The organism is bacterium, from assembly GCA_041649255.1.
GTDB lineage: Bacteria > Hydrothermota > UBA3073 > JACQXS01 > JAQTXJ01 > JAQTXJ01.
Genome location: JBAZNK010000006.1, coordinates 50,492 through 69,790 on the forward strand (window position 1 = coordinate 50,492; position 19,299 = coordinate 69,790).

17 protein-coding genes are annotated in these 19,299 nt (G+C 37.8%); all 17 read right to left on the minus strand.

Translation table 11 applies throughout. From position 1 onward, the window contains the following. Nucleotides 1-389 precede the first annotated feature (389 nt). On the minus strand, nucleotides 390-5,984 hold the full coding sequence (locus tag WC614_05570; GenBank protein ID MFA5032472.1) for a T9SS type A sorting domain-containing protein: 5,595 nt from the start codon (nucleotides 5,982-5,984) through the stop codon (nucleotides 390-392). Next, nucleotides 5,981-7,627, minus strand: coding sequence for a T9SS type A sorting domain-containing protein (locus WC614_05575; GenBank protein MFA5032473.1), 1,647 nt, complete (start codon nucleotides 7,625-7,627; stop codon nucleotides 5,981-5,983). Before WC614_05575 ends, WC614_05570 begins: the two co-directional genes overlap by 4 nt. 28 nt (nucleotides 7,628-7,655) lie before the next feature. Next, nucleotides 7,656-9,320 carry a PQQ-binding-like beta-propeller repeat protein gene (locus WC614_05580; GenBank protein ID MFA5032474.1) on the minus strand — a complete coding sequence of 555 codons (1,665 nt, stop codon included), beginning with the start codon at nucleotides 9,318-9,320 and terminating at the stop codon, nucleotides 7,656-7,658. A gap of 546 nt (nucleotides 9,321-9,866) precedes the next feature. Then, nucleotides 9,867-10,244 carry a desulfoferrodoxin gene (locus WC614_05585; GenBank protein ID MFA5032475.1) on the minus strand — a complete coding sequence of 126 codons (378 nt, stop codon included), beginning with the start codon at nucleotides 10,242-10,244 and terminating at the stop codon, nucleotides 9,867-9,869. Next, on the minus strand, nucleotides 10,241-10,657 hold the full coding sequence (gene nifU / locus WC614_05590; GenBank protein MFA5032476.1) for a Fe-S cluster assembly scaffold protein NifU: 417 nt from the start codon (nucleotides 10,655-10,657) through the stop codon (nucleotides 10,241-10,243). Before nifU ends, WC614_05585 begins: the two co-directional genes overlap by 4 nt. A gap of 16 nt (nucleotides 10,658-10,673) precedes the next feature. Beyond that, nucleotides 10,674-11,825, minus strand: a complete 1,152-nt coding sequence (locus WC614_05595) for a cysteine desulfurase family protein (GenBank protein MFA5032477.1) — start codon at nucleotides 11,823-11,825, stop codon at nucleotides 10,674-10,676. A 4-nt stretch (nucleotides 11,826-11,829) separates the two neighbouring features. Continuing rightward, nucleotides 11,830-12,189 carry a DsrE family protein gene (locus WC614_05600; GenBank protein ID MFA5032478.1) on the minus strand — a complete coding sequence of 120 codons (360 nt, stop codon included), beginning with the start codon at nucleotides 12,187-12,189 and terminating at the stop codon, nucleotides 11,830-11,832. Nucleotides 12,190-12,202: 13 nt separating this feature from the next. Then, on the minus strand, nucleotides 12,203-12,442 hold the full coding sequence (locus tag WC614_05605) for a sulfurtransferase TusA family protein (protein MFA5032479.1): 240 nt from the start codon (nucleotides 12,440-12,442) through the stop codon (nucleotides 12,203-12,205). A 2-nt stretch (nucleotides 12,443-12,444) separates the two neighbouring features. Continuing rightward, complete coding sequence (locus WC614_05610; protein MFA5032480.1) at nucleotides 12,445-12,933, minus strand: ferritin; 489 nt, start codon at nucleotides 12,931-12,933, stop codon at nucleotides 12,445-12,447. Between the two features lie 17 nt (nucleotides 12,934-12,950). After that, the gene (locus WC614_05615; GenBank protein ID MFA5032481.1) at nucleotides 12,951-13,112 is read right to left on the minus strand and encodes a rubredoxin; all 162 of its coding nucleotides are present in this window, start codon (nucleotides 13,110-13,112) and stop codon (nucleotides 12,951-12,953) included. A gap of 73 nt (nucleotides 13,113-13,185) precedes the next feature. Beyond that, entirely contained in the window at nucleotides 13,186-14,370 is a 1,185-nt protein-coding gene (locus WC614_05620; protein ID MFA5032482.1) for an FprA family A-type flavoprotein, read from the minus strand. A 21-nt stretch (nucleotides 14,371-14,391) separates the two neighbouring features. Next, nucleotides 14,392-14,739 (minus strand): cupin domain-containing protein, encoded by a 348-nt coding sequence (locus WC614_05625; GenBank protein ID MFA5032483.1) that lies wholly within the window; start codon nucleotides 14,737-14,739, stop codon nucleotides 14,392-14,394. 13 nt (nucleotides 14,740-14,752) lie between these two features. Beyond that, the gene (gene hcp, locus WC614_05630; GenBank protein MFA5032484.1) at nucleotides 14,753-16,045 is read right to left on the minus strand and encodes a hydroxylamine reductase; all 1,293 of its coding nucleotides are present in this window, start codon (nucleotides 16,043-16,045) and stop codon (nucleotides 14,753-14,755) included. Between the two features lie 46 nt (nucleotides 16,046-16,091). Next, nucleotides 16,092-16,535 carry a Fur family transcriptional regulator gene (locus WC614_05635; GenBank protein MFA5032485.1) on the minus strand — a complete coding sequence of 148 codons (444 nt, stop codon included), beginning with the start codon at nucleotides 16,533-16,535 and terminating at the stop codon, nucleotides 16,092-16,094. A 115-nt stretch (nucleotides 16,536-16,650) separates the two neighbouring features. Beyond that, nucleotides 16,651-17,415 carry a zinc transporter ZupT gene (zupT, locus tag WC614_05640; protein ID MFA5032486.1) on the minus strand — a complete coding sequence of 255 codons (765 nt, stop codon included), beginning with the start codon at nucleotides 17,413-17,415 and terminating at the stop codon, nucleotides 16,651-16,653. A gap of 18 nt (nucleotides 17,416-17,433) precedes the next feature. Beyond that, nucleotides 17,434-18,360, minus strand: coding sequence for a fumarylacetoacetate hydrolase family protein (locus tag WC614_05645; protein ID MFA5032487.1), 927 nt, complete (start codon nucleotides 18,358-18,360; stop codon nucleotides 17,434-17,436). 18 nt (nucleotides 18,361-18,378) lie between these two features. Beyond that, complete coding sequence (locus WC614_05650) at nucleotides 18,379-19,299, minus strand: nucleoside recognition domain-containing protein (GenBank protein ID MFA5032488.1); 921 nt, start codon at nucleotides 19,297-19,299, stop codon at nucleotides 18,379-18,381.

The following is a 19,299-nucleotide window of genomic DNA, read 5'->3' on the forward strand; positions in this document are numbered from 1 at the left end:
TACTGGCTGTGATTTTCCGGTTTTATTTTTATATTTCAGGTTATAGGTGCTAATTTTTTTAACAGCCAGACATAAACAGTCCTGAAGAATATCTTCCCCGTATTGTTTGACGATTGAAGGATAGAGAGTGGTCTTAATCCGAAACAAAAAGAATCCAATTAAATGGAGTAACAGTTCTGATTGTGCTGAAGAGTTTCCCTTTTGGGCAAGTACAATAAGTTTTCTTTCTTGTTTGAGAGGAAGTTTTTTATATTCTCTGATTATTTTTTGATAGGGCTCGAACAAGTTTTTCTGCGATGTTCTTTAAACTCTGTATTTTATATAAGTACCAACGATAGAAGCCCTTCCAGAAAATTCCAGAAGGGCTTCGTATCTGTTTTAAAATTTTTTTATTTCATCAATATGAGTTTCTTTGTCTCCTTATAGTCGCCCGCTTTGAACTTCGCAAAGTAAATACCCGTTGGATAGTCTTTTGAGTTGAGTTCTGCTTTGTAATATCCCGGTATTTGTTCTTCGTTGACTAATGCCTTTACACACCTCCCGGTTAAATCATAAAGTCTTAATGATACTTTACTTGTTGTTGGTATTGAGTATTGAATTATTGTCCTGTTTTTGAATGGATTCGGATAATTCTGGTATAGTTTGAATACCAAAGGTTTTCCGGTTTTATCCATATATGATGCAGGGGTATAACCATCAGGAATCGTATCTGAAAAAATAATACCCACCGTTCCATCTGTTGCTGTCCCGCCCCCCTTCGTTCCTTCTGTTACTAAAATCGTTCCTGTAAAGTTATTAGTGTCTCGATAAACCGTTACTATTCCTCCTGAACCTCCACCACCATAGCAGTTTGAGATTGCTCCTCCAGTCCCTCCGATTGCATTTATGTTTCCCGTGCCTGCAAGAATTTTAGCATAAATTAATATGCTTCCCCCGGATGCGCCTCCTCCGGCATACGAAGTTTTGGATATACCTGAAGAGCCGTTTGCAGAAAGACTTCCGTTTAACAGTATTTTTCCACTTTCACAACTTAAGATTATCCTGCCTCCACCTGAACCTCCACCCCACCAATATCCACTTGTTGTCCCCCAGTCTCCTCCTCCCGAACCTAAAATATTGGGATTCAGCGTGTCATCATACGTTGCTCCGTGATCTCCCGTGCCTCCGGGAGTATAGTAGTTACCGTGTCCTCCAAAAGTAAAATGCGATGCTCCACCGCCTGCGTGCATCGAGCTTCCCGCGTGTCCTGCTCCCTCTCCGGTATTATGACCATATCCCTTGGAATTTGCTAAAATGTATGAATTTGAATTAATTATCAAACTATCCACTGGTGAAAGTTCTACGTTGCCGACTATAGAATCATTTGCAGTCAACCTTATCCAGTTATCTGCGAGTTCTACCCCTTTAATAAACCCTTCTTTACTGTTAGAATTTGTTGCTGTGTTTACAGGCGATAATAGTGCTATAGTTCTATCTTGCGTCCGGACTAAAATCGTTCCCGGCTGGCCGTCACAGGCATTGTAAAAACCGTCTCCTCCACTGGCGTCAAGCCTTCCCGCCCAATTTGAATTTTTATATTGTATAAAAATCCTGCCCGCTCCGCCGCCACCGCCATCCGTGTAAGCAGGACTGGAAGAGTGAGCTCCGTCTCCACCTTTCACACTTATTACTCCATTCCCCGATAATGAATCCGTTTCTATAGATATGCCACCGCCAGAGCCTCCTCCGCCAACTTTTCCATCGCTTCCTGTCCCGAATCCTCCATTGGAACGGAGACTTCCGGATATATTTATATTTCCAGAGCACATCAGTTTTATTGCCGCTCCGCCTTTTCCACCTTTTCCCCAGAGCGTAACATCTGAATTCCCACCCCCGGAACCACGTTCCCATGTTGTATTGTCTCCATAAACATACCCGCCATACTGTGTCGTATCGTAAACGTTATTTCCGCCGTGTCCACCTCTACCCCCAAATCCAGCTCCTGATGAGCCGTGCGAGACTGAACCTCGTACTCCTGCACCCGGTCCATTTTCTGCGTCATATCCTGCGGAATCCCCGCTAAATGTGCCTGCTATACTTATTGATTTTGCATGTATTATTACATCTCCGTATTCTGAGCCATTCCAGGGTTTAACTTTCATTGTAACCCCTGAGCCTATGCTGAAACTGCCCAAATTCCACTGTCCCCCTGAAACTTCTCTTGTACTGTCAGCAGTCCACGTCCAGTTATCTCCTTTATAATCCTTACCCGTGCAAATGGAAAATACGGAATCGCTCATATCCGAAGCACTGTGCCCGGCAGGGTCATACGCTATCGCTTTTATCTTATAAGCATCAAAAGTTGAGTCAATGGCATCCGTAATGTTAAAATCTATTTCAAAAGTATCTCCCATTATATGCGGGAAAACTGTTTTTATACAGGTATCCGACATCCCTGTTTTCGTTAACCATATTTGCAATGATTCAACCGCTACACTGTCTTCAGCTCTTATTTTAACCTGATAGGTATCGCCTATTGCCAGATATTCGCCGCCATTCGGATATATAATACTGATTTCAGGAGGCAATGTATCTACCAATAACCTTAAGTTGTCAAACCATGCCTGTCCTTTGAAAGACATATCTCCAAACAAACCTATCCGGAGAGTATCGAATCTATTTGAGTTCCAGCCATTATAAGAATATGTCCAATCCATACTATCACCTGTATATTTATCAGTATGGAAAGTATCTCCGACACTCCATACACCGATTCCAACTCCTACAGCACCTGCTTCGGGCTGAACTTTTTGCCACCATGTAAGCCAATATGTTGTGCTATCATTACAGGGAATATTGTTTTGATAAAATCCTGGCCAATCGTCTAACGTATCGCTATGTATGTAAGCGCAGGAATCTCCATGTTGGACATTATTGGCAGAAGCTTCCAGAGTTGCTTTGCCCCTTAGCTCCCAGCAAATAACGCCTTCTTCAAAATCGGGATTGAATATCCATTCGTCAGTCGCTGTAAATACCTGAGATATGGCATAACCCATATTGTCTAGGCTATCCCACGCTTTTACTTTTATCCTATAGTCTCCTTTGCTAACATTGACAGTCCAGTTATATAAAGTATCCTGCGAAGATACCTGTCCTGACCCGATTTGTGAAACATCTGCTCCCGCAGTATCCGCAAGCCACACCTGTTGGGAAGTAACGCCGTTATTAGATAAAACAATCCATTTAATCGACATATTATAGCCGATTCTCCATTTATGGCACTTATTATCGTATTCCTGAGGTGAAGTGATAGCAACTTTTGGAGGAGCAATATTTTTAGGACTAAACGTAATATCAAAGATGGGATTATTATTCTCAGACCAGATAGTATAAAGCCATTCGCTGTCAGGAGACAATGCTATATGAGGAAATTCGGATAATACCCCTGAACTGCCGCTTATGTTGCAGGGTGTTGACCAGTCGTTTGCGGATATCCGCCGGCTGAAATATATGTCTTTCCCAGTGCTTCCCGTATTTGACCATGCGACAACTGCCCCATATTCAGGATTTATAACTACAGGATACCCGTTACCTCCTGAACTGATTGTAGCTATCGTTTCATAACTACTCCAGCTTGTCCCGTTATAACTCGAAAAACAAATAGTATGATTGCTAAAATCAGTCCATACGGCAGTTACTTTACCTGAATCCGCGTATGCAATTGAGGGGAAATGAGAATCATGTCCTGTAACTGATATTACATTAGTAGTATTCCAATTGTCTTTCCCGTTTCTTATCGCGCTATGTATTCTCATATACCCGCCGTATTCCTGCCATTCCTGCCATATTATGTGTACAGTCCCGTTGCTTACGGCTATTGACTGGTCATTCAACAATTGAGTTTCGTCTTTATCTTTGTAAAACTGGTCTTCCAAATCCGGTTCGGTATCTGGCGAATTTGATGGGAAATTATAATAACATATTTTTCTTGCCGGATTACCCCAATTCAAATAATGCGCAACCCAAGCGATATGCGCAGTGTTTCCCTCTGTGGCAATAGAAGGTGCTGAAGTCCCGAATATGCTATAGTATTGAAGAACTGGATTATGCCACGTATTTCCATCATCACTATAGGTATACCAGATACGCCAGCGCCAGCTGTTGCTCCTGAACACAACACATCTTCTTCCTGAAGCATCTATTGCAATGCTTGGATTATATGCATAATATGTCATTTTCCCGCTGATGCACTTTTTTGTGGACCAGGAAGTTCCACCATTGCTTGATTCTTCATAGTATATTTTGTTGTCGGATTCATAGACTCTGCATATTGTTCCATCCGACATAACTGCCATTTTATTGCCGTTATTGTACGCAATCGCTTCAGAGTGGTTACTCTTACTGTTGATATTATTGAAGTTGTTAATGCAATCACGGACGCTGTCAAACGCCGGTTTATACGAAAGTGCAACCGGCGGGTCGGGTTCAAGCACTCTTTCAAAACCCACAACAGAATCGGCTAATAGATTTACGCTTGGGTTTGATAAAGTATGCAAATGAATATCGTCCCATTTAACTTCCCCTTTCCCATAATTTAAACAAAGTCCAACACGAAAACTATCACTGCCGGAAGGAGTGGTAAATCGAAGACTATCTCGGAACCAATCAATATGAGTTAGTGTAATTGGTGGCATCGCAAACCACTGCTCGCCATAGTTTCCTTTAACCCATATTCCCATAATTGCTCCTTTGGGATTAGAGGAAGTACCCGTTGCAATATTACTGTTTTTAAGCCATACCGATACTTCATATGTGTCCGGCTGGCAGGTAACCCAGTTAGACCGCATTATCATTTCTTTATCATTAAATTCTTGCATATTCATATCACAACTGTAACTTCCTGAATGATAGTCAGTGGACATTTTTATTGTCCCGTTATTCCATTTTACGTTTTGCCAGCCTAAGAAAGTATTGTCTTTCGGGTATCTCAGAAGCCCATGGTCCCAGTTATTCTCCCACGGCACATCCCACATTTCATATAAGAATGTCTTGTTAAACCATTCCCTTTGCAACATTCCCTTGAAAACACCAACAAAATAACTTGCCTGTTGCTGTTCGGTATATTGTCCTTGTGGAGTTGTGCTTAAACCCGTTTCCGTTACCCAGAACGGGTGGTCACCTACTCCTTTATTTACCATATAACGTCTTACGCTATCAATATCATTACAAAAAATAGCAGCATCAAGCGTGGAACAATTTTTAACCGTATAGATATGATATGAAAAAACATCTATATAGTCAAACCCGCCTAAAGTATCTAATCTTTCTATCCATTCGTTTCCCCAATGAGGTGTTCCTGTATTGTCATGATAATTAAACCAGTAAGTTTCCGGTCCGCTGACGAAACAGCTTGAGTCAACGTTTTTTAGTGCCTCATAGCCCGGCTTCAGGATTTTATTGAAATAATCGTCTGCCGTTCCGGCAAAAAACTCGTGATAATTGGGCTCATTCCACATCCCGTAATGTTTGATAGGATAGGGAAAGCCATTATCATCGTAATTCACATCATATCTTTCAACTAATGCCGCTATAAATTCTCCCCAATATGTTGCATCATCCGGGGGATAATTGCTTGAATCTCTCCACATTTTTTCAGTTATACTGTCAGGTCTAGGATTAGAATTTGCTCTTGCCCATACTGGAGTGTAGTGTATATCCGCAAGGATATGCAATCCTCTTGACTCTGCCGCATAAACCCTTCCGTCTATTTCAGTCCAGTTATAGCAGTTTCTCGTAGTTTCAATGTCGCTCCACGTGAACAGCATTCTTACCCACGTCATATTGCAGGCGACAACGGAATCAAGCGGCGCATAAATGTTGTCACCGCTTGTCGCATTCCCATTAACCCCAAATGGAGTATCATATAATATCTCTGTTGCCGGACACTTATTGACTGAAAACGCAACAAGCGCCATAATCCATAAATACAAAGCAATCCTTTTCATTTCAGCCCTCCCATTTTTATTATTTTTGTTAATTTACTATCGTTTACTTTTACGAAATATACACCTGATTTTAATTTTTTGCCTATGGAACATCCCACCTTGGCGGTGATGATATTATCTTTAGTTTCTTCCACTAACTTGCCTGCAATATCATAAATCTGTATTTTACTTTTTACTGATCCGCCTGAGGCGGAATAACTAATCACTGTTGACTGAATGAAAGGATTCGGCTCTGCTTTCAATTCCCAAATCCGAAATCCAAAATCCAAATTTGGTGATTTTTCTTCTATCCCATATGCCTTTCCAGATAGACACCATACTTCCCCACCGTCACTTCCTCCATAAGTTACCGCAACCACATCATCAAACCCGTCTCCATTAACATCTTTTATACCTGTAAGCCCCATAATATCCCCATAATCTGAAGTGTCTTTTCCTGAATATGACCAAATCGGAGTTCCGCTATCGCCTTTTAAACAATAGACATATCCATTCCAACATCCGGCTACTACTTCCTGAACTGAATCACCATTGATATCAGGTATTACATCTAAATGACTAACAAGATGAGATGCCCGAAATGTCCATAAAACATTTGCTGAAGTGTCGATTCCCCCTTTTATACAAAGAAGAGAATCACTATCAAAAGATGTAAAAATAGAAGCCAATATATCTGGAATACTATCCCCACTAACATCATTTATAGAGACAATAACACCTGTATTTATAGGATAGTTCCATACGATATTTCCTTTACTCCCTTCAAAAAGATATAATCCCGCTCCGCTATTTCCTCCAAGAATTTCTGGAATTCCGTTGCCAGATATATCACTTATTGAAGCAACAAGCACAATATCTCCCGTCTCAGGAGGCTTATGAGACCATATTATACTATCTCCTTTTCCGCTTACGCAATAAATCTTATTTTCTGGACTTGTCTGTTTTTTCGTAGCACTTGATTTTACACTAAACTCAATAGATAGGTAACGGTTAGAGGATAAACTATTTTTTGGTCCATTATTAACGCACACTATAATATCTCTGATGCCATCCCCATCAAGGTCTTCTGAAGTAGTAAGTGAACGATAACTATTCGTATATCCATTCAATGGGAACTCCCATAATATAGTGGCAGTATCTTTACTTGCTCCGTCAATACAATAGAGATTAAATGTTTGTTTTACTTCTATTGCTATATCACATATTCCGTCTCCATTTACATCTCCCATAGGTTCTACAAAGGTATAGAATCCTGCCGTAGAATCAGTAAATCGCCATATAACACTTCCATCTGCACCACTAAGACAAAATGCAGGATAGGGACCTCCACTACATAAAACTACATCTGGAATACCATCCCCATTCACATCAGGAATGGAATCTACATCTACGACCATATTGGGAGCCTTGAATTTCCATATACTAACAGCACTATCCTGACTTGCTCCTTCAAAACAATACAGCGTATCATTGGCATTCCCTGCAAGCACGTCGTTAATCCCATTTCCATTTACATCTCTAATTGAAGATACGCACAACATTCTATCGCTTCCCTGAAACGACCACAATAGCGTGCCTTTATCTTCTGCATAAGAAGTTGAAATTAAGACCCCGCATAAAAACAAACTAAATAGTGTTTTCATTTGTCTCCTCTGGCGCAATGCACCATATTCACCTCAATTTAACCAATTTCTGTAAACTATTTTCATTTGTATTTGATTTGATAAAATATATCCCGGCAGGCAATGTTTTATTGTTATTGTCCTTCCCGTCCCATTTTATTTCGTTATTCGTCAATTGTGAACTGTTAGCCGGGAATTGACGGACTAAGCGTCCGGAAACATCATGAATCGTTATTTTCGCTTTCTTATCGCCAGCAGGCAGGAGATAACGGATAGTAGTTGAATTTACAAATGGATTAGGCAAAGCCGTTATTTTTGATCCCGCCTTGGCGGGATTTGGTTTTTCCTCTATCCTGTATGCTTTTCCCGAAATACACCACACTTCCCCGTGATGGCTTCCGCCTCCGTAAGTTACACCAACTACTTCATCAAACCCATCGCCGTTCACATCTTTAAGCGTTGTCATACCCATAATATCTCCGAATGACGTAGTATCTGTGCCTGAATATGACCAAATCGGAGTTCCGGTTTTCCCGGATATGCAAAAGATATGTCCATTCCACGTCCCTACTGCTATGTCACGAATCAAATCCCCATCTATGTCTGATGTTTGTTCAAGATGATTTACGATATAGCCGGCGGGAAAAGACCAGAGCAAATGACCTAAGCTATCACTGTCGCCTTCTATGCAAGCAACTAAATAACCGCCACTACCGCTACCGCACCCTAAAATTGCTTCACGCTTTCCATCTCCATTTATGTCATCAATAGAAATGATTTTTAACATATTTGCTCCGGCGCTATATTCCCATATAACTTTACCGGTATTTCCTTCAAGACAATAAGCTTTATAAGGAGTAAGTTGAGTTCCCAACAAAACATCTTGTGTCCCGTTGTTGTTTACATCTTCTATTGTGCTAACACACTCCGCTGCCATTTCGGGATTATCATATATCCACAAAGTATCTCCTGTTTTCCCGCTTATACAATAGACGCAACTTACAGGGTGTCCGCTGCTTTCACTTGCTCCTATTACAGCCTCTGCAACACTGTCCCCGTTAACGTCTTTTAGTGAAGTAACGCTATAAGAACTTCTTGCATACCCGCTTAACGGAAAACTCCACAACACAGTTGCTGAATCTTTGCTTGCCCCGTCAATACAAAAAGCTTTATAAAGTTCACGAGGCACCACTACCACATCACATATGCCATCCCCATTTACGTCTCCCATCGGCTGAAGCCATGTATAAGTAGATGATTTTTCTTTCGGAAATAGGTTCTTTACAGAATTAGCATAAAACATCCATATAGTATCCCCGCTCTGCCCATCAAGACAAAAGACCTCATGCCCAAAACTGGATACCACCACATCACATATCCCGTCCCCGTTCACATCGGAAATTGTATCTGTATCCGTTATTAAATCATCAAACCTTCCAAAAGTAAACGTCCATAATATTATTGCGCTATCCTGACTCTTCCCTTCAAAGCAGAATAGCGTATCATTCCAAGTCCCCACAAGCACATCATTAAATCCATTTCCATTTACATCTCGGATTGAAGATACGCAAGTCATTGATTCAGTCCCATGAAACGACCATAGAAGCGTGCCTTTGTCTTCTGCTCTACATTGCGATACTTGTTGACTGATACAAATACATATCAAAAAGATAACTTTTTTTCCGCCTGAGGCGGATTTCACTATGCTCAACATTTTAACTCTCCTTATTTTTAATACAGAAAATCAAAATAAATAAATTTATAATTCATAAACGTTATTCCTTACTATAATTCATTGTTTGTTTTGTCAAATGTTTTTTAGTTACTAAGGGACAGGTATAAAATCTTAAATTCAAGGATATAAAATTCTATGCCAACTTTGATAAACTACCAAATAGGGGAGACTAAACTCTCGTAATCTCTTTCTCTACCTCAAATTCAACAGAGGGTGAATTGCGTCTCCAACACCAAGACATTATAGTCACTCAACTCACAATTAGATTACGTTTCTTGTTAGGGGGAACAGATAAATAACAGATGGTTTTATACTCTATATTATTGGTTCTGTATCTCCAGCTGAGAAACGCCGCCATTTATACTAATAAAAAATCAACCATTAGATTAAATTATTTTTTTCTTCTTGTCAACGGTTAACTTTTTTCTTGTATATGAAACCTTCAAAACATACTCATACCAATATAAAAATAAGTATATAAAATAGCAGGTATAAAATTTGATTCTCTTATTAACTGGCTTTCTGTCACACAGATTTCCAAAACCCATGCACGTTACAATACGCTCTTGCCCATACAGTGCCAGAATTGACTTCGAATTCAACTTCAGGTTTATCACCGGGTTTTAAAAACTTTAGAAGGGTACCTTCTCCGGTAATTAACTCTACCCATTCTATATAATGCTTCTCTTCCATAGGATGAGGAATAGAACCAACTTTAACCCTTACTGTATTCCCTGATTTTTCTACTACGGGAATATGTTTTTCTTTTCCCACGTCTTCGGTCTTTTCTTTTAATAACTCCATTGGTTTCCCACAACAAACAAGAATCCCGCCGCCAACATGCAAGACTTCTACAATATTCCCACAAATACTGCATTTATATGTCTGAAGTCTTTCTATCATTTTGCCCCCTTGCCATCACTATCTGCAAAGTCTTTTACGGATTTCGCTTTATAATCTTTAATCGCTTCATGAAGAGCATCTGCTGCTAAATTAGAACAATGCATTTTTTGAGGAGGTAACCCCTCAAGCTCATTTGCCACATCATTACGGGTTATCTTCATTGCCTCATCAATATGCTTTCCCTTAGCCATTTCCGTTACCATACTGCTGGTAGCTATCGCGGAACCACACCCAAAAGTCCTGAACTTTATATCCGTTATAATATCCTTTTCTACTTTAATATATATTTCCATTAAATCCCCGCAAACCGGGTTTCCAACTTTCCCATACCCATCAGCATTTTCTATAACCCCAACATTCCTTGGGTTCTGAAAATGCTCCATAACCTTATCGGTATAGCCTATTTGTGCCATACAAATCCCCCCCTTTCTATAATGGTGATAGTTTTCTCAATCTTTCCACGGTTTCTTTTACTGCTTTTACCACAACAGGTATTTCCTCCGGATTATTTGTGCGACCAAGCGTAAGTACCATTGAACCATGAGCTTCTTCGTGTTTTAAACCTATTGCCAATAAAGTATGTGACGGCTCCAATGTTTTTGAAGAACAGGCTGACCCTGTTGCTATTTGAATACCGTACATATCCATATTTAATAAAATACTTTCGCCTTCTATGCGATTAAACCTAAAACTTGCCTGATAGGGTAATCTTTGTGTAGGATGTCCCGTAAGATAAGAATTTTCTATTTTCAATATTCCGTCAATAAGCTCGTCCCTCATTTTTATAAGCCTCTTCGCTTCTTCATCCATTTCTTTTTTTGCTATTCTTGAAGCTTCTCCCATCCCGGCAATTGCAAATAAGTTTTCGGTTCCGGAACGTATTCCCTTCTCCTGTCCCCCCCCTAAAATTATTGGTTGAATCTTTACTCCCGGTTTTATATACAACGCGCCTATTCCTTGTGGACCATACATATCATTAGACGACAATGTCAATAAATCTATCCCGTCTTTTTGCACATCTATTAGTATATGTCCCGCCGCCGCCGTTGCATCACTGTGAAAATACCCACCTTTTTTATGAACCATTTCACTTATCTCTTTCACAGGCTCTATGGTTCCTATTTCACTGTTTGCATACATTACGGAAGTTATTACAACATCGCTGCTCAGAATATTGTTTAACTTCTCAATATCCACGACGCCATAAGAATCTACAGGTACGATACTAAACTCAATTCCGATTTTCAGCAGTTCTTTCATAGAGTTAAGAACCGAAATGTGCTCTATATCACTGGAAACAACTCTTCTTTTCTTTTCTTTGTTCCTAAGCGCCACTCCTTTAATGGCTAAATTATTGGTTTCTGTCGCTCCACTTGTAAATATAATACAATTTTCATTTTCCGCATTAATAAGTTCTGCAACTTTTACTCTTGCCTCTTCTATAACTCTTTTAGCTTCTAATCCCGCCGAATGAAGAGACGACGGATTGCCAAAAGTATCTTTAAGGTATTCCCCTATAAATTCAGATACTCTGGGGTCAACAGGTCTTGCAGAAGCATTATCCAAATATATGTTTTTCATTTTATTAAAAACTAATAACCCTATCTGCTTCAAGGGCTAAATCATTAAGCGTTGCTGCTCCGGAAATCTTTACTTCGGGAATAAAATCCCCTCTTGCCATTCCAAAAAGTTGCGTACTCTGCTCACACACGAACAATTTAACTCCGGCAGCTATTGCCTGGTCCATAAACTTTTTAACCGGAGGCATATTTCCTATTTTAACTTTCTCTGCCTCGCCTTTTTTAACAACCGTTACTCCTTTAATAAGAAAAAATATGGATGTCTCCACATTCATAGAAGCAGCTGCAATTGAAAGCACAAACGGAGCATATAAACGTTCAGGAGTATCTACTCCGCTACTCTGTACATAAAGTATCTTGCTCATAGTTCTCCTTGTATTAGTTAAGCTTTTTTATAAAAAAAGTCAATATTGTTTCTTCTTTTTTAAATTCAACAATCTCCTGCCCCATTCTTTTCGCCCATCTTTTTATATCTTCTTCCGCTGCAGGGTCATCCGTTGTTACTTTTAATATCTTTCCTATATCAAGCTTTTCTATTTCTTCTTTTGTCATAGCAATAGGCATAGGGCAGTAAAGCCCAATACAATCTAATTCGGCATCCGGTATAATATTCGACATTTCTACTTTCTCCTCGATAGCTCTTTATCAAATACTGCTAACTTACTTTTAGAATTGCCTATAAGTTTAAGTCTTTTTACAATCTTACTTGCATTTTCTTCTTCCTCAACCTGTTCTTTTACAAACCACTGCAAGAAAGCTTTTGTTTCAGAATCTTTTTCCATTCCGGCAAGTTCAATAAGTTTATTTATTAATCCTGTCACCTTTTTCTCATGTCTATACGTATCTTCAAACACATCAAGCGGAGATTTCCAGTCTGAAGGCGGAGAAGCAATACCTGAAAGTATTACTCTATTTTTTTGCTCAACCAGATAATTAAACATCTTCATCGCATGTTCTAACTCTTCCCGCGCCTGAACTTTCATCCAGTTAGCAAACCCGCTAAGATTAATAGATTCAAAATAAGTAGCCATTGATAGATAAAAATAAGAAGAATATAGTTCCCAATTTATTTGCTTATTCAGTGCTTTTTCCATTTTCTTTTTAATCATAAATTCTCCTTACAATCCTATTCCATCTTGTCAAACTGGTCTTTACCAACCCCGCATAACGGACATACCCAATTATCCGGTATTTCTTCAAAAGATGTTCCGGGTGTTATTCCTGAATCAGGATCACCTGCGTCAGGGTCATAAATATACCCACAAACTTTGCATATATATTTATCCATTTTCTTCTCCTTAGTTGGACTTTCCCGCCATGGCGGGATTAGACCAACTTATCCAGCTATGTTGGGCTGGATTTTAACTGTTTATTAAACTTTTATGGTTTTCAAAAACACTGTCTGCCAATCTATCCAGCGCTTCAAAATCTTCTTTCTTTGGTAAGCCTTTACATAATACGGCATCCAATATTTTCACTTCCAATCCTGAAATAATACTTGCAAGTTGTTCAACTGTCTTTCCACCCCAACCATAAGAACCAATTAAAGAAACAAATCTTAATTTAGGCCTTAATATTTTTACAAGATACGTTGCATAAACAGCAAGCGGATGCGCTCCGGCTAATACAGTAGGCACACCTATTACAACGGTAGCAGCATCTACTAACGACATTGCCAATTCCCCTATGTCACTGTCTGCAAGGTTAAACTGCTTAACGGCTATTCCTCTTGCAATCAAAGCTTCTGCAAAATATTCTACCATTTTTCTTGTGCTATTATGCATACTCACATAAGGAATTACAACTATATTTTGCGGTGCATCAAATATCCAGTGTTTATAAGCATCAATTATAAAAGTAGGTTTATTGTGTATGGGACCATGACTTGGCGCGATAATATCTATATTTATACCCTCTATTTTTTCTAAATTCTTCTGTATTATCGTTCTAAAAGGCATCATAATTTCTGCATAATACCTTTTTGCCGATTCATAAATCTTTGTTTCATCTTTTACAAATAAATCACTTGTTGCAAAATGAGCGCCAAAAAGGTCACACGAAAATAAAATCTTATCTTCCCTTAAATAAGTTATCATTGTTTCAGGCCAGTGAACCCAAGGGAAATGCATAAATTCAAGTGTTTTATCACCTAATGACAACGTTTCTCTATCTTCCACAGATATAATCTTATCTTCAGACACTTCCAATAAATTAATAAGCATAGTTTTGCATTTGGAAGTAGTTACTACTTTGGCTTCCGGATATATTTTTAAAATATCGGGCAAACTGCCGGAATGGTCTTGCTCGGCATGATTAATTATAACATAATCTATTTTTTTTACGCTTAACTGATTCAACCTATCTATAAGGATGTATGTTTTAGACGGGTCAACAGTATCTACCAATGCCGTTTTATCACTACCTTTAATTAAATAAGAATTATAACTTGTTCCGTTTGGCAAAGGTATAAGCTCGTCAAATAATCTTCTATCCCAATCAACGGCTCCAACCCAGTAAACATTTGGTTTCAACTCTCTCGCGTTCATTTTAACCTCACTTTCATTTTGTTAAGCCCTTATCATTACTAACATCATTTTATATTGAGTTATTGCTTTTAATGAATGCGGCTGATTAGCCGGCATTATCATCGTCTCGCCTGTTTTAACTATAGACGGTTTCCCGGATATGGTAATTTCCGCTTCCCCATCAATAATGCAAACCATAGCATCAAAAGAAGCTGTATGTTCGCTTAATCCTTGTCCTTTATCAAAAGAGAATACGGTTACCGTTCCTATTTTTTTATCTATAATAGTTTTACTTACAACTGAATCCTTTTGATATTCTACAAAATCAACTAACTTATGTGGTTTTAATGATAAACATTCCGAGCATAATTGTTCTTTGTTACATTCCACTTTCCCTCCAATTTTAAGACAATATCTCTTTTATATCTTTGTCCGGTTCGCTTATAAGTCTTATATCGTAATTATCCTGAAGGACTTTTAATATATCTCCATTTACCCATGCCGGCAATATCGGACCAAGATATATTCCTTTTATCCCGAGCGACAAAAGACTCCATAAAATAGCCACTGCTTTTTGTTCTGTCCAACTCAATACCAGAGTCAAAGGCAATTTATTAATTTCAACTCCAAACAACTCGAAAAGCGCTGCAGCAATTTCAATCGCCACTATTGAATCGTTACACTGCCCAAGGTCTATCAATCTTGGGATACCTTCAATATCACCTAAATCCAAATCATTTATCCTGTATTTCCCACAGGCAAGAGTAAGAATAATCGTATCTTTAGGTAGTTTTTTTGCAAACTCTCTATAATATTCACCTTTTCCAATCGGCGAATCACATCCACCTATAAGAAAGAAATGACGGATTTTCCCGCTCATTACCAGTTCTTTGATTTTTCCCGCAAGAGACATAATAACCGATTTGGAAAATCCTGTTGTAAACACCACATCTCCCTTACTTTCTTCAAGCTCGGGTAAAGATTTCGCTTTTTCTATAACAGGCGTAAAATCATAATTATCTATATGTTTTACATCGGGCAACCTTACGGGACCGGTTGTAAACATTCTATCCTTATAATCGTCTTTTGGTATAAGAGCGCAGTTTGATGTTGCAAGAATAGCCATTGGATATTGCGAAAATATTTTTTTCTGGTCAAACCAGGCTTTACCAATGTTACCAACAAGATGTTTGTATTTTTTCAATCCAGGATAACCATGAGCAGGCAACATTTCGGAATGAGTGTAAACGTTTATTCCCATACCTTCCGTTTGCTTTAGTAAATGCTCAAGAGCTTTTAATCCGTGTCCGGTAACGATAATGCCACGTCCTTTGAATATCCCCGTCTGAACTTTAACCGGAATAGGTTCTCCATACGTATCAATATATGCTTTTTTTAGGAGTTTCATTGTCTTTATGTTCATTTGCCCTGCCTCAACAGCCAATTGAACATAACTTCCTGCATCAAAATTTACGTTCGTAAACGTAGAATAAAATGCTTTTTCTAAAAATCCGTCTATATCAGGATCAGTAAAACCAAGCTCCCTTGCGTGATATAAATAAGCAGACATACCTTTGATTATAAATATTAAATTATCAAGCAATTTCGCTACTGTAGGACTTTTTCCACATACACCCTTTACAGTACATCCGGTTCCGTTTGCAGTCTGGGAACATTGATAACAAAACATATCTATAGTTTTCTGTCGGCAGTCAGTTTTTTCCATCGCCTCCCCCTATTTGCTATTTTTTATTATTTTTCTTTATATCTTTCTTATTACAATTCGAACATAATCCGTATAAATACGCCTGAATTTCTCCTACCTTACATCCTTCCAATTGCCCTGCCTTTACTATTGGACAGGTATTTATACATTCGGACTCAATATCAATTATATTATCACAATTCAAACACAAAAAATGATGATGATTTTTGGAATTAAAATCAAAACAAGCCTTCCCCCTCTTTCTAATGGAAAGCTCCTGAATATATCCATTCGCTTTCAATAATTCTAACGTAGAATATACGGTAGCTATAGACATAGAAGGATATTTCTCTTCAAGCGCTTTGTAAATATCTTCAGCAGTGGGATGATTAAAATTGTTCTTCAAAAACTCTATTATCGCCATTCTTTGCGGAGTCAAAGTTATTCCCTTCACCTTCAAATCCTTAATAATATGTTTCATAGTATTTGTGAAATTAAATTAAAATAATACTTTGTCAAGAAAAAATTCAGAATTGAAATGATTTTAATCTAAGAATGATATTAGAGAGTATCTATGCTGAGTAGATTATGTTTTTTTACACTTTTAATATAAAAGAGCTGAAAATAATAAACATCATGCCTATGATGATGCCTAATATTGGTAAGTGTTCCTCCCCGAAACTTTTTGATAGTGGAATCAATTCGTCAAGTGATATAAAAATCATAATTCCGGCCACAATTCCAAGCGTCCAACCTAATACGGTTGCATTTAAAATTGGAGCAAGTATAAAACATGCCATTAATGCACCCAGTGGTTCTGCAAGTCCGGGAAAAAAAGACCATAAGAAAGCTTTTCTACGATTACAGGTTGCCGCATAAACAGGAATTGCAACTGCCAACCCTTCCGGAATATTATGTAATGCAATTGCAACTGCAATCATACCCCCTAATTTCACATCTTTCAGTGTGCTTACAAAAGTAACGATACCTTCAGGGAAATTATGAATTCCTATGCCTAATGCAATAAGTAATCCTGCACGAAGAAGTTTATCGCTTTGTTTCATCGGGAAACAGTCTTTCTGACCAATATATTCATGCGGAATAAAATAATCAATTAAAAACATAACGCCCATCCCAACAAGAAATCCAATATTTGCAGATAAAAACCCAATAGATTCAATACTATTAGCTAACAATTCAACAAAAGACACCATAATCATTACACCTGCTGAAAAACCTAGCACAAAACTCATAAGGCGGTCGCTCGGTTTTTTTATAGATATGCCAAATAAACTGCCTATTGTAGTAGACAACCCTGCCATTGCGCTCATTAATAAAGCAATTTCTATATGATTATTCATTTAATATTTTTTTATACTCTATTTTTCCATTATAACTGTATTTTGTAAAATACCAAGTTTTTCTACTTCTATAGTAATTTTATCGCCTTCTTTAAGAAAAACCGGCGGGTTACGAAAAACTCCCACCCCATTCGGAGTTCCCGTTGTAACAACATCTCCCGGGACTAAAGGAAATACATTGGATATGAAATTTACAAGATACGGGATATTAAATATCATATTTTTCGTATTCGAGTCCTGCATAGTATTTTTATTCAAAGTTACTTTTATATTGAGGTTATGCGGGTCTTCTATTTCATCTTTAGTAACTAAAAATGGCCCCATAGGAGCAAACGTATCAAAACTTTTTCCTCTTAACCATTGTTTGTCGGAGAATTGTATGTCTCTTGCGCTTACGTCATTGCAAATAGTATATCCAAAAATATAATCCATAGCGTCTTCTATGGGAATATTTTTTCCTTTTTTCCCTATAACAAAGGCTAGTTCACCTTCGAAATCCAATTGTTCCGTTTGCCGGGGGCGTATGATATTATCCCCATATCCTATTATAGCTGTGTTAAACTTCGAAAAAAGTATTGGATTTTTAGGAATCGTTATATTCTGTTCTAAACAATGGTCTTTATAATTCAACCCGATACAAATGAGTTTATGTGGGTTTAAAATTGGGGCAGCTATTTGCACATCACTAACTTTGTATATTATATCTTTTTTTGATAATTCATTATATTTATCAGGATCTGTTATAATACTCTGTAGTTTTTCATTTAATTCTTTTAGTTCACTTAAAATATCTTCCCTTTCAATTAAAGAGAGCATGTCTTTTAACCATATAGGCGAGAGCTTTTCGGTAAAATAGGTGTACGTTTTATCAAGTCTAAATAAATTATCTCCAAGTTTTAAACCTATAAAAATTTTATTGTTAAATTTGAAAGTCGCAAGGTACATTATATCCCCCTTTGTTTTTTACTCTTTTCGCAAGCCTATCCATAAAAATTTCTTATAAATATCGCGTGTAGCAAATATTCTGGTTATTGTAAATGCTACGATAGCTTTAGTTGCTATAATCCATATCAGGTTTCCCCCTAAAAGTCCGAATAACATTGTATCTTCCACTGCCGCATGTGCTACACATAAAAAAGTAGTTATTAAACACACATCCCTGTGATTAAGTTTTTGATTTTTTGTGAGTTGAAAAAGTATCCCTGCGCTATATGCAATTCCAACAATAAATGCTATAATCCACGGTACAAAAGCTGAATCACTAAAACCAATTATTTTAGAGATTGGTTTGAATTTCTGTTTTATAACGCCCTTATGCTTCCACAACATTACTAATTCATACATTAACATTATTAAAAATATAATAACTACTATCTGAAGACATGTAATCCCTATTTTTTGAAAACTTTTAAGCCAGGAGAAATCGTTTGCCTTATAATATGGGCTTAATCTTACTCCTTTTATATTTTGAGGTAGTATCAAATTTATGAGAACTCCGGTTATGAGTCCAACGGCTATTCTGAAAAAAGCAATCCTAAAGTTTGCCATCTTTAATTTAATCAGAACCCCTGTTTCCACAATTAAATTATGTGATATCCCTATTACAATCCCGAGAATTGTAACCTGTCTGGGTGTTAAATCAAATGCAGCCATTGTTCCAAGTGCTGCATATATGTTGTTCGTGAATCCTGCAATCAAAGTAATGGCAGTTTCTCCCGGCAATCCTATTAATCTCATCATTGGAGCAAAAAAAGGAGCGATAAAATCAATGAATCCTATTTGTTTAAGAAAAATAGTTAACAGGGATAATGGAATATATACCTGTATTAACATCCACGATACTTTTAATGAATCCTTTAATGCCTTTTGAAAAGCTTCTTTCAT

Excerpts from the sequence above, each read along its gene's own strand:
- WC614_05575 (MFA5032473.1), bottom strand. The coding sequence starts at position 7,627 with ATGAAAACACTATTTAGTTTGTTTTTATGCGGGGTCTTAATTTCAACT.
- WC614_05650 (MFA5032488.1), bottom strand. The coding sequence starts at position 19,299 with ATGAAAGAAGCTTTTCAAAAGGCATTAAAGGATTCATTAAAAGTATCG.
- WC614_05585 (MFA5032475.1), bottom strand. The coding sequence starts at position 10,244 with ATGATAGAAAGACTTCAGACATATAAATGCAGTATTTGTGGGAATATT.
- WC614_05595 (MFA5032477.1), bottom strand. The coding sequence starts at position 11,825 with ATGAAAAACATATATTTGGATAATGCTTCTGCAAGACCTGTTGACCCC.
- zupT (MFA5032486.1), bottom strand. The coding sequence starts at position 17,415 with ATGAATAATCATATAGAAATTGCTTTATTAATGAGCGCAATGGCAGGG.
- WC614_05645 (MFA5032487.1), bottom strand. The coding sequence starts at position 18,360 with ATGTACCTTGCGACTTTCAAATTTAACAATAAAATTTTTATAGGTTTA.
- nifU (MFA5032476.1), bottom strand. The coding sequence starts at position 10,657 with ATGGCACAAATAGGCTATACCGATAAGGTTATGGAGCATTTTCAGAAC.
- WC614_05615 (MFA5032481.1), bottom strand. The coding sequence starts at position 13,112 with ATGGATAAATATATATGCAAAGTTTGTGGGTATATTTATGACCCTGAC.
- WC614_05605 (MFA5032479.1), bottom strand. The coding sequence starts at position 12,442 with ATGTCGAATATTATACCGGATGCCGAATTAGATTGTATTGGGCTTTAC.
- WC614_05600 (MFA5032478.1), bottom strand. The coding sequence starts at position 12,189 with ATGAGCAAGATACTTTATGTACAGAGTAGCGGAGTAGATACTCCTGAA.
- WC614_05580 (MFA5032474.1), bottom strand. The coding sequence starts at position 9,320 with ATGTTGAGCATAGTGAAATCCGCCTCAGGCGGAAAAAAAGTTATCTTT.
- WC614_05570 (MFA5032472.1), bottom strand. The coding sequence starts at position 5,984 with ATGAAAAGGATTGCTTTGTATTTATGGATTATGGCGCTTGTTGCGTTT.
- WC614_05635 (MFA5032485.1), bottom strand. The coding sequence starts at position 16,535 with ATGAAACATATTATTAAGGATTTGAAGGTGAAGGGAATAACTTTGACT.
- WC614_05620 (MFA5032482.1), bottom strand. The coding sequence starts at position 14,370 with ATGAACGCGAGAGAGTTGAAACCAAATGTTTACTGGGTTGGAGCCGTT.
- WC614_05610 (MFA5032480.1), bottom strand. The coding sequence starts at position 12,933 with ATGATTAAAAAGAAAATGGAAAAAGCACTGAATAAGCAAATAAATTGG.